At 64.6% G+C, this 10,433-nt stretch carries 9 protein-coding genes; 2 read left to right on the top strand and 7 right to left on the bottom strand.

Annotated elements, in window-relative coordinates; genetic code table 11:
• Positions 1-221: 221 nt before the first annotated feature.
• The gene (hemW, locus tag ACFMO5_RS10395; RefSeq protein ID WP_376792680.1) at positions 222-1,376 is read right to left on the bottom strand and encodes a radical SAM family heme chaperone HemW; all 1,155 of its coding nucleotides are present in this window, start codon (positions 1,374-1,376) and stop codon (positions 222-224) included.
• Positions 1,377-1,428: 52 nt separating this feature from the next.
• Positions 1,429-3,306, bottom strand: coding sequence for an excinuclease ABC subunit UvrC (gene uvrC / locus ACFMO5_RS10390; protein WP_376792679.1), 1,878 nt, complete (start codon positions 3,304-3,306; stop codon positions 1,429-1,431).
• 258 nt (positions 3,307-3,564) lie between these two features.
• Here uvrC and ACFMO5_RS10385 point away from each other — a divergent pair, with 258 nt between their 5' ends.
• Positions 3,565-4,344 carry an ABC transporter ATP-binding protein gene (locus ACFMO5_RS10385; protein WP_376792678.1) on the top strand — a complete coding sequence of 260 codons (780 nt, stop codon included), beginning with the start codon at positions 3,565-3,567 and terminating at the stop codon, positions 4,342-4,344.
• Between the two features lie 31 nt (positions 4,345-4,375).
• Here the strand turns inward: ACFMO5_RS10385 and ACFMO5_RS10380 are convergent, their stop codons facing one another.
• Complete coding sequence (locus ACFMO5_RS10380; RefSeq protein WP_376792677.1) at positions 4,376-4,864, bottom strand: acyl-CoA thioesterase; 489 nt, start codon at positions 4,862-4,864, stop codon at positions 4,376-4,378.
• Positions 4,865-5,054: 190 nt separating this feature from the next.
• A complete protein-coding gene (tyrS, locus tag ACFMO5_RS10375; protein WP_376792681.1) occupies positions 5,055-6,272 on the bottom strand; it encodes a tyrosine--tRNA ligase in 1,218 nt (405 codons plus the stop codon).
• Positions 6,273-6,405: 133 nt separating this feature from the next.
• Here tyrS and ACFMO5_RS10370 point away from each other — a divergent pair, with 133 nt between their 5' ends.
• Positions 6,406-6,795, top strand: a complete 390-nt coding sequence (locus ACFMO5_RS10370) for a hypothetical protein (RefSeq protein ID WP_376792676.1) — start codon at positions 6,406-6,408, stop codon at positions 6,793-6,795.
• 93 nt (positions 6,796-6,888) lie between these two features.
• On the opposite strand, the gene ACFMO5_RS10365 is transcribed toward ACFMO5_RS10370, so the two are convergent.
• The 3 genes from ACFMO5_RS10365 to ACFMO5_RS10355 form a co-directional block, all read right to left on the bottom strand.
• Positions 6,889-8,583: a hypothetical protein gene (locus tag ACFMO5_RS10365; RefSeq protein WP_376792675.1), complete on the bottom strand. Its 1,695-nt coding sequence runs from the start codon at positions 8,581-8,583 to the stop codon at positions 6,889-6,891.
• A 69-nt stretch (positions 8,584-8,652) separates the two neighbouring features.
• Positions 8,653-9,684, bottom strand: a complete 1,032-nt coding sequence (locus tag ACFMO5_RS10360; protein WP_376792674.1) for a YbhN family protein — start codon at positions 9,682-9,684, stop codon at positions 8,653-8,655.
• Between the two features lie 262 nt (positions 9,685-9,946).
• Entirely contained in the window at positions 9,947-10,384 is a 438-nt protein-coding gene (locus ACFMO5_RS10355; RefSeq protein WP_376792673.1) for a type II toxin-antitoxin system VapC family toxin, read from the bottom strand.
• Positions 10,385-10,433 lie beyond the last annotated feature (49 nt).

Here is a 10,433-nt window from a genome sequence, read left to right as displayed (position 1 = left end):
ATCTGCTTACGCGGCCGCCCCTCACAGAAATTTGATCTTCGCACTGGTGGTGATCCAATACGGGGTTGATAGGGAGTTGCGCTGTTCGGCGCTCGTGAGAGAAAGCGGAACGACCTCACCCTTCGTGGGTTCTCCCAACCGGATGTTGCCGGGCTGAATAGTGGCGAAGAAAGATCAAGCAGAGCGCCACAAGCGGAGGCTGCCTATTCTGCCTGGAAGGCTCATAAAAAGCGCCAGAACACCTGATTCCCCAACAACACTCCCCGCCGGGTCAGCCGCAGCCGCGCTCCATCCCACTGAGCGAGCCCCAGGTCCTCCAGCTCAGCCACCACCGACCCATAGACGTCCAGGATGCCCTCCCCGAACCGCGCCCGGAAACGGACGTCCTCCACCCCTTCCTCCACCAAGCGAAGGCCCAGGATGATCATCTCGGCCATCTGGGTGCGCCGGTCGAGGCGCTCCTCCTCCATGATGAGGGTCTCCCCTCGCTCCACCCGACGGATGTATTCCTTTGGATGCATCACGTTCACCCATCGACGGCCATCGATGAAACTACAGGCCCCTGCGCCGAAGCCGATGTAGGGCTCATAGCGCCAGTAAACGGTGTTGTGCTGGCTCTCATAGCCCGGCCGGGCCCAATTGGAAATCTCGTAATGCCGGTAACCGGCTTTCGCCATGCGCTCCCGCGTCCACTCATACATCTCCGCCGTAAGATCCGAATCCGGCGTTGGAACCCGCCCTTCCTGGATCCAGCGGCGGAGGGTCGTGCGCTCCTCTACGATCAGGGCATAAGCGGAGAGATGCTCCGGACGGAGGGCCAAGACCGCTTCCAGGGTTTCCTGCCAGCCGGTAAGGGTCTGGCCGGGGAGCCCGTAGATCAGATCCACGTTCAGGTTGGCAAAACCCGCCGCCCGGGCCAGGGCGATGTGATCACAGGCCTCTTCAAAGGTGTGATCCCGCCGCAGGAGATGCAGCTCCTCAGGATGGGTGCTCTGCACCCCGAAGCTGATGCGATTCACCCCCAGGCCTCGTACGCCCTCCAGGTAGGCGACTGAGAGGCCGCTGGGGTTCGCCTCCATCGTGATCTCAACCCCCTGGGGGATCTCAAACGCCTCGTGAAGCGCTTCGAACAAGCGGGCGAGCAACGGGAGGGGCAGCAGGGAAGGGGTTCCGCCGCCAATATAAACCGTGCGGGCCCGAGGGCGCCCTGCCGCCGCCCCGAAGCGACGGATCTCCTCCGCCAGGGCGTCGATGTAGGGGCCGAACCAACGCTGCATGCCGGCGTAAACGTTGAAGTCGCAGTAGCTGCAGCGCCAGCGGCAGAAAGGGATATGAATGTAGATCGCTAGGGCTTCCAGAGAATTAAAGTCGTGCACGGATCGTTTGTCGGCCTCAGATCGGATGCCTACGGAATTTTCCTCGCGCCGTTCAACCCAGCGCGGCCTTCAACCGCTCGGCGACGCCTCGCGGGAGCCCGGCTTCCACCAGGGCTTCGATGGGGGCCTGCCGGATCGCCTCCAGGGAGCCGAAGCGCTCCAGCAGCGCGCGGCGCCGTTTCGGCCCGATGCCGGGGATCTCCTCCAAGAGCGAGGCCATGGAAAGGCGCGCCCGCCGGGTCCGGTGGTGGCTGAGAGCGAACCGATGCGCCTCATCCCGGATGCGCTGGATCAGAAAGAGGGCGGGGGCGTGGCGGGACAGGAGCAGACCTTCTGAGCGGCCGGGGAGGAAAATCTCCTCCCGCTCTTTGGCCAGGGCAGCCACGGGAACCCGCTCCCGCAACCCGAAGGCCTCCAGAACCTCCAAGGCCACCCCCAGCTGGCCCTTCCCGCCGTCCACCAGGAGGAGGTCCGGGAGCATCGCGAAACTTTCATCGGGTTTGTAGCCGGGAAGCGGCTGGGGGGAGGTCGCCTCCTGCCAGCGGCGGAAGCGTCGGGTGAGCACCTCCCGCATACTGGCGTAATCGTCGGGCCGCCCTTGCACGGTGCGCACCACAAAGCGGCGATAGTGGGCCTTCAACGGAACGCCATGAACGAACACCACCATGCTGCCCACCACCGCGGTCCCTTGGGTGTTGGAGATGTCGAAGCCCTCGATTCGAGCTGGGGGCGCAGGGAGACCCAAGGCCTCCGCCAGCTCTTTCAAAGCTGCTTCCTGACGATGGCGGTCCGCCAGCCAGCGGGCCCGCAGCGCGTTGAGGGTCTCGATGGCGTTCTCTGTCGCCAGCCGCACCAGCTCCGCGGCCTCCCCTTCCCGGGGCACGGTGAGCGTCACCGCATCCCCTCGTCGCTGACGAAGCCACTGCTCGATGATGGCGGCCTCCTCGATGTGCTCCGGCAACACGATCTCAGGGGGGACCTCCGCGGCGGCCTGATAGAACTGCTTGAGGAAGCCCGCCAGGGCCTCCTGGAGGTCGGCTTCCTCCAGGCCCTCCAGCACGAAATACTCGCGGCCGATCAGTCGCCCCTGGCGGATGAAAAAGACCTCCGCACAGGCTTCGCCATCCGCCCGGGCAATCGCGATTACATCCCGATCGGCGGCGACCGTGGAGACCACCTTCTGGCGCTCCATCACCTGACGGATCACCCGCAGGCGATCCCGCAGCTGGGCGGCCCGTTCGAACTGAAGGGCCTCGGCCGCCGCCCACATCCGGGATTCCAGCTCGCGGACCACCTCTTCGGTGTGCCCCTCCAGGAAGCGAACCAGGCCATCGATCATCGCGCGGTATTCCGCCTGATTGACCGCCCCAATACACGGCCCCAAGCACCGCCCCAGATCGTAATAGAGGCACGCCCGCCGATCCTTCCCGGTGATCGTCCGGTCGCAGGTCAGATAGGGGAAGATCCGCCGCAGCTCGTCCAGCATCTGGTAGATCGCGCTGGCGGAGGTGTAAGGGCCGAAATAGCGGGCGCCGTCGTTCTCGATCCGCCGGGTGATGGTCACCTTGGGATACGGATCCTGGATCGAGATACGGATATACGGGTAACGCTTGTCATCTTTCAGGCGGACATTGTATTTCGGCCGGTGCTTCTTGATCAGGTTGGCTTCCAGGATCAGCGCCTCAAGCTCCGAATCCGTGACGATGAAATCCAGGTCGGCGATCTCCTGGACCAGGCGGCGGGTTCGGGGGGAGAGGTCGGCGCTGTTCTGGAAATATGAACGGACCCGCTGGCGGAGCGAGAGCGCCTTGCCCACATAGAGGATCTCCCCGCCGGCGTTCTTAAAGAGATAAACCCCAGGGCGCGCCGGCAGGGCGCGGAGCTTCTCCTCCAGAGTGATCCCCTCCAAGGTTTCTTCCGTTCGGTCCATCATCCATCGCTCTCCAGGCCAATGTCTCCTCATCCCCATGCGGCCCATACGATACGGAAAGGATGTAGGGGCAGGCCTCGTGCCTGCCCTAGAACGCTCATAAAGAATTTTGCGTCGCATTCGATATCTATGCCAGAATCCTTTCGAAGCAGGACCCGTGAGCTGCCTCTTCCCACAACGGGGAAGCCGTTGCGGGCAGCTTTCCCTAACATGCAAACATCCCGCTGGGACCCCGTCCCACGAGAGAAGGGTGAGACAATGATTCAGGTCGAGAGGATTTGGTTTGGATATAGCGGACAATGGCTCTTTCAAGATTTTTCTTGGTCAGTAACCCGTGGGGAGGCTTGGGCGATCATCGGCCCCTCCGGATGCGGGAAGACCACGCTGCTCTATCTGCTGGCCGGCCTGCGCCAGCCCCAGCGGGGGGAGATCTGGATCGATGGGCAGCCGCTCCGGCGGCCGCGCCCTCGCACGGGCCTGATCCTTCAGGATTACGGCTTGCTCCCCTGGGCGACCGTGTGGGAGAACGTCGCCCTGGGCTTGCGGATCCGCCAATTCTATGGACCCGATGGGCGACACGCCCCGGCCGACGCTCCGGTGACGGACATTGAGGGCCCGGTGAACGCCTGGCTGGAGCGTCTGGGGTTAATGGGGGTGCGGGACCGCTATCCGGGTCAGATTTCCGGCGGCCAGCGCCAGCGGACCGCCATCGCGCGCGCGTTGGTGCTCAAGCCGGACCTGTTGCTGATGGATGAGCCTTTCGCCTCGCTGGACGCGCCCACGCGGGAGGATCTTCAGGAGCTGACCTGGCGCTTGAAGGAGGAAGAAGCCCTCACCTTGGTCCTGGTCACCCACAACATCGAGGAGGCCGTCTTCATGGGGCAGCGGATCCTGATCCTGGGCGCCCCACCGCACACACGGCCCGAGGTGGTCGAGAACCCCGGGGCGGGCGATCCCTCGTTCCGTCAGTCTCGGGCTTACTGGGAGCGGGTAGAACAGCTGCGCCGGGCGCTGCGTTTTCAGGATATGCAAGCGTGACCGATGGAGGCAAGGGAATCGCTCGCATCCCTCAGGACCCGGGCTGGAGCACCCGGCTCCCTCGGCGGGCCAAACGCTCCGCCCGGCGCTGGTCCGCCTCCTCCGCCTTGCGACGCTCCTCATCCGTTTCCAGGATCAGGGGCGGCACCGGAGCCGGCCGCCCGTCGCGATCCAGGGCCACATAGACGAAATACGCTGTGGCCGTTACCTGCCGCTCTCCGGTCAATAGGTTCTCCGCCTCCACTTGGATCTCGACCTCCATGGAAGTTCGCCACGCCCGGGTCATCCGGGCCCGCACATGCACCAGGTCCCCCACGTGGACCGGGGCGCAGAACTGGATGGAGTCCACGACCACCGTCACCGTGGGCCGACGGGCGTGGCGGGAGGACACGATCGCCCCCGCCTCATCCATGAGCTTCATAATCCAGCCACCGTGGATGTTGCCCAGGATATTGGCGTGCTCCGGTTGCATGATCTGCGTCAGCACCACTTCGCTGTCCTGAACCCGTTTCCCTTCCATGGGTCGAGAACTCCAAGTGGAGGATGGGAAGGATCGTAACCTGTGTTCCCAAAGATGAAACGGACGCCCCAGGGCCCAACGATCACCGTAAGGGCAGGTCTTGTGCCTGCCCAGGCCTTGCGCCCATCCCAGGGCGCCCCTACGTAACCGCGGGGATGCCGGTTGTAGGGCCAGGCCTTGTGCCTGCTCTTTAAGGGGCGATCGGCACCAGCCGGACGAAGCGTCGACGGCCGACCTGCAGCACCTTCGGCCGGTCGATCTCAACCACCCGCTCGATGTCCGAGACCACTTCCCCATCCAGCCGGACCCCGCCCTGGCGGATCAGGCGGCGGGCCTCGCTCCGGCTGGGGGCCAGCCCGGCCGCGACCAGCAGTTCCACCAGCGGCTGCGGGCCGGAAAGCGGAAACGTCGGCATCTCCTCCGGGAAAGCCCGCTCCTGGAACACCGTGCGAAAGTGAGCTTCCGCCCGCCCGGCGGCCTCTTCCCCAAAGAAGATCGAGACGATCTCGTGGGCCAGCTCCATTTTCACATCCCGCGGGTGAAGGTCCCCAGACCGCAATCCCTCCTCAATGGCCGCGATCCGTTGGGGCGGGTAGCGGGTGAGGAGCTTGAAGTAAATCGGCATGACCTCATCGGGGATGCTCATGACCTTTCCGAACATATCCTCGGGCGTGGTGTTCAGGGGGATATGGTTGCCCAGGGACTTGGACATCTTGCGCACGCCATCCGTGCCCGGCAGCAGAGGGAGCAGGATGGCGATCTGGGGCCGCTGGCCGAACGCCTCCTGAAGCTTCCGACCGGCCACCACAATGTTGAACAACTGATCCGTCCCGCCGATCTGCACATCGGTTTGCAGCGCCACCGCATCGTAGCCCTGCATCAAAGGATAGAATGTCTCATGCAGGAAGATCGGGTCACCGGCCTTCAGGCGCTCGGCGAAGGATTCGCGGGCCAGGAATTGTTGCACGGTGAAATGCGAGGCCAGGCGAATGAGATCGGCGAAGGTGAGTTTGGAAAGCCATTCGGCGTTGTAGCGGATGATGGTGCGTTCTGGATCCAGCACCCGGAAGGCCTGCGCGGCATAGGTTCGCGCGTTAGCCTCCACCTCCTCGGGGGACATCAGCGCTCGCCCCCGCAGTTGATCCGAAGGGTCGCCCACCAGGGCCGTAAACGTGCCGATCACCAGGATCGTCTCGTGCCCCAGATCTTGGAATTGGCGCAGCTTTCGTAAAGGCACAGCGTGCCCCAGGTGCAGATCGCTGGTCCGCGGATCCACCCCGAGGTAAACCCGCAACGGACGCCCCTCCCGAAGCCGTTCCCGCAGCTCGGCCTCCATCGTCTCACGGAGGGTCTCATCACCGTATTCCGTCCCCTGCATCAGGAGGGCCACCTGTTCATCGATGGACATACGCATCCCCACCATCCCTCCCTCCTCCGGAAGATCCTTTCCCAAGTATGCCATCGAGGGAAACACCGCGCCAAATCCTTCCCTCGTATGGCTATCATCTTTACGGAGAAATCGATCCGCATCGGGAGGGATGATGAACAGGGAACTGCAAGTGCACCTGGAGGCGATCCGAGAGCTGATCCAAAGCCTCCGGGCGTGGCGGAGGCGATGGGTGCCGCAGCTGGAGGCCGCGCAGCGGACGGCCTGGGCGTTGATCCAGGTGGTGCCAGCCGCGCCGGGGCGGGGGTTCGAGATGGCCGCCACGGCGGACCGCGTGCGCCTCGTTGAAATGGGGGAGCGGGTGGAGGCGCTGGCGCGGACGATGGAGCAGGCCCTGGCGCGCCTCGAAAAGGCCTTCCACCAGGCCGCCGGGTTGCTTCAGGAGCCGTCAATGACTTCCACAGGCACCCCGCTCCCCACCACAACGGTGGCCGCGTCCTGTAAGGAGGCTTATGCCTTCATCCGCAAACGGGAAGGAGGGTAGGTCAATGATCCGGATGACCGGGGCGGCGACGAACATGGGCATCACCCAGGCCACCTACAATGGCTGCCCTTTGTAGGGGCGTCCCCGTGGGATCTATGGCCCCCAAGCCACGCGCTGGGAGAGCGGATCCGGAAGGCTCTCGCCCAGATCCAGGATCTTGCGCGGGGCTCCTCCAGCGGCAGGAAGGAGATAGACCCCCCAGCGACCATCGGCGTTGGAGAGATACGCCACCCACGCTCCATCCGGAGACCACGCCGGCCCGATTTCCCAGCCTTCCCCAGCGATCAAGACCCGGAAGAACCCGCCCGTGGTCGCGACGATCAGATCCCAGCTCCCCTGGATATCCGTGGTGTAAACCAACGCCGATCCATCCGGCGACCAGGCCGCCTGGAGATCGTTCGGGTGCCGGCTCAGGCGGATCGGAGCCGAGGCCTCCGGAGGCAGCAGGAACAACCCGCACTCGCCCCTTACGCAACCGGTCCACGCCAGCGTCCCTCGGGGGCCCCAGGCGGGGAACCGTCCGGCAGCCACACGCTGAACCGTTTGAGGCTCCTGGAGGTCGATCACCTGGATCCCCCCTGCGCCATCCATAAAGGCCAGCCGTCGTCCGTCCGGCGCCCAGGTGGGCCAAGCGGCACCGGGTCCGGCCACTTGCACTGTTTCGCCGCTTTCCAGGTCCTTCATGAAGATCCCGACCCCGGCGATCCGATAAGCGAGCCACCGCCCGCCGGGCTGCCACGCAGGCTGATCGGCCCCTACCGCGACCCGCAACCCCTGCCCGCCCGAATCGACCGTATAGAGCACATATGTTCCGATCTCTGGGTCATACATCGCATAAGCCAGCCGCCCGGAGGGGATCGGCGGCGGAAGGGGTGTGCCTTCCCCTGGGAGACCTCCTGGGATGGGAGTGGGGGTGGCCTGAAGACAGAGTGTCCCCATCTCGCTGGCCTTCGTCTGAACCTGGGGATCCGTGAAGAGGCGAAGGGCCGCCTGATACTGCGCTTCCGCGGGGCAGCTTTCCCCTTGAGCCGCCAGGAGATCCCCATACGCCACGTGGGCCTGGAAAAGCCGACGGGCCGTGTCCCGATATCCGGGGTCCAGCGAGTAAGCCTCCTGGAAGCGCCGGATGGCCTCCGGCCAATTCACCCCCCAATAATCGCGCGCAGCCAGGTAGAGGCTGGCCAGACGATAAGCCGCTGAGGCCTCCGGCGGGAGAGGGCCCAGACGCGCGGCCTGATCCAAGTAAAAGAGCCCCTCGGCGAGGCGATCCTCCTCGCCTTCCAGCAAACGCATCCCATAACGCAAGGCAGCGTCCCGCAGCATCGAGGCCACCTCACCGGACCGGAACGTCGCGTCGCGATTTCGGATCTGTAACAGCAGCTCGATCGCCCGGGGCAAATCCCCCTCCGTGTAGGCTTCCCGGGCAGCCTGGAACACCTCCTCCAGCAACACCGCGGGCGGAATGGGGGTGGGCGTTGGGCGGGCGGCGATACGACGGTGGGCCTCGGCCAGGGCGGCTTCCACGGTGGGATCGGCCGGGCGAAGACGGCGGGCGCCTTCCAGGAATGCCAGCGCCCGCTCATCTTGGCCTTCCTCCAGCATGCCCATCGCCTGCTGGATTGCCGCATCCACCGTCGCCCGGATCCGCCGTTCCCGCTCCGCAGCGCCGTGGGCCCATCCCATTCGCCAGCCCGCCAGGGCCATCCCCCCGATGAGGCCCAGGGAGATCAGCAAGACCGCGATCCCCGTTAGCCCTCGACGGAAACGACGCATCGAAGCATCGCGCATCTAGCATCCTCTCCTGTAAGCTGCATAACCCCTCGGTGAACGCCTCGCACCCGAGCCTTTGGGATCCGCTCACCGGGCGTTCGCGCCGGGAGCCCTCCACAGGCCGGGCACCAGCCAGACCCATGCCGCAAACCCCAGCGCCACACCGAACCATAAAGTGGCGAGCCGGATCAACACGGTGGCCGTTGCAGCGATCTCCCGCGGCAGGCCCTGGGCCAACAACAACCCGGCCAGGCTGGCTTCCGCGGCCACCAACCCGCCGGGGAGAAACGACACCGCGCCCGCGAGGGTTGCGAACGACAAGGTGAAAATCGCTCGCTGCACCATGGAAAGATCTGCCGGAACCCCCAGGCCGTGGAGGATCAAGGCGAAGGCCAGGCCTTCCGCTCCCCAGGAAATCAGGCCTAAGCCGATAGCGAGCAGCAGATTGGGCGCCCGAACCAAGGAATGGGCGCTGGCGTAAAAGTTCAGGAGGGCAGGGAGGATCCGGGAAAAGAGGGGCCATCTGGACAGCCGACGTAGCAGGGGTTCCACCTGGGGCCACGCCCATGCCCCCAACACCATGGCGCTCAACCCGGCGAGGATACCACCCAAAATAGGGATCCCAGCCGGATAGACACTGATCCCCAGGCCGGCCAGCAGGACCATCGCCAGGCCATCGGTCAGGCGCTCGGCGAACACCACCGGTAGGGTGGTGGAGATCGGGATTCCCCGGAGCCTCCAAACCAGAAGGCTCTTCACGGTCTCCCCTAACTTGCCCGGCGTGAGGACCATCGCCAGGCCAGCGATGAAAACCGCAGCGCTGGTCGGCCATGGCAACGCAGCCCCCACCCAGCGCAAATACAGGTGCCATTTCAGGAAGCGCAATCCATAGTTCAACAGGGTGAGGCTCAGAATCGCTGGCAGCCAGGCCCATGGGAAGCCCCACAGATGACGGGCCATTGCCTGGACGTCCCCGACGACCACCAGAGCCGCCATGACGGCGACTCCCAGAAGCAGGGAGAGACCGATGCGCAGGCCTGATGCGCCCCCGGCAAGCTCGAGCACAGCTCCGCTGCTCGCTTCAGTTTGCGAGTACCGCCTTGGCTCCCGATGATCCATCGCCAATCGAGCCCCTTCCTGCTTCACCGGCCTCAATTCGTATAGGAGTTATGCGGTTGATTTCCTCGTGGGGTTTTGGGGAGTGGGACCCTTCCGCCTCCCCTCGTAGGCCCCGAACGGCGTAACCTCTATTATGCTAAACCGAAATGGGGGATTTCTAACAGGCGGCGAGCGAGGGGGGCGAGGCCGGGAAGCGAGTCGATTCGGGTTGTGGTCCTTCTTCCACCTGATCGGGGAGTTATGCAGAGTTTGTGGGGACCACTTAGCGTCGAGGCTGGCCCAACAGGCGCACCCAGGGTAGACGATTCTGAACGGCCTGGGTCAAGCGCGCATCCGCAGTCCAGAATTCAGCGTTCAGCCGCTCTGCCAAGGCCAGATAATGAGCATCGTAAGCGGCGGGAAGGGAGAAGGTGCGGGCCAGTTGCAGAGCCCGGCGGTGGAGTTCGCCATCGCCAATGAGTTCTATGTCCAAACGCAGGGCCAGGTCCAGCAGTGTTTCCACCCGATCGGGAGGGATGTCTCCATGCATAGCGTAACGGTGTAGGGCGTTAGTCACTTCATAGTATAGCAGGGTGGGAGCCGCTAGTCGCCGTCCCTCTCGGTGCCACGCCTCCCAGAGACTCTCGGCTTGAGGAACGGTCTCCTCCAGGAGCAGCTGGAGGAGAAAACTCGCGTCAAGACAGACCGGTAAGCTGGGCATCCCGCTCCTCCCGAAGTTGTCGAAGGACTTCCTCTGGCGGAGTTAAAGG

Origin of the sequence: Thermoflexus sp., assembly GCF_042408365.1 — a bacterium.
Taxonomy (GTDB): domain Bacteria; phylum Chloroflexota; class Anaerolineae; order Thermoflexales; family Thermoflexaceae; genus Thermoflexus.
The sequence above is the reverse complement of the archived record's forward strand: the minus strand, read 5'-3'. Positions and strand labels throughout refer to the sequence as shown.

Coding starts and splice junctions, on each gene's coding strand:
- uvrC (WP_376792679.1), bottom strand. CDS start 3,306: ATGGACCGAACGGAAGAAACCTTGGAGGGGATCACTCTGGAGGAGAAG.
- ACFMO5_RS10385 (WP_376792678.1), top strand. CDS start 3,565: ATGATTCAGGTCGAGAGGATTTGGTTTGGATATAGCGGACAATGGCTC.
- ACFMO5_RS10380 (WP_376792677.1), bottom strand. CDS start 4,864: ATGGAAGGGAAACGGGTTCAGGACAGCGAAGTGGTGCTGACGCAGATC.
- tyrS (WP_376792681.1), bottom strand. CDS start 6,272: ATGTCCATCGATGAACAGGTGGCCCTCCTGATGCAGGGGACGGAATAC.
- ACFMO5_RS10370 (WP_376792676.1), top strand. CDS start 6,406: ATGAACAGGGAACTGCAAGTGCACCTGGAGGCGATCCGAGAGCTGATC.
- ACFMO5_RS10365 (WP_376792675.1), bottom strand. CDS start 8,583: ATGCGCGATGCTTCGATGCGTCGTTTCCGTCGAGGGCTAACGGGGATC.
- ACFMO5_RS10360 (WP_376792674.1), bottom strand. CDS start 9,684: ATGGATCATCGGGAGCCAAGGCGGTACTCGCAAACTGAAGCGAGCAGC.
- ACFMO5_RS10355 (WP_376792673.1), bottom strand. CDS start 10,384: ATGCCCAGCTTACCGGTCTGTCTTGACGCGAGTTTTCTCCTCCAGCTG.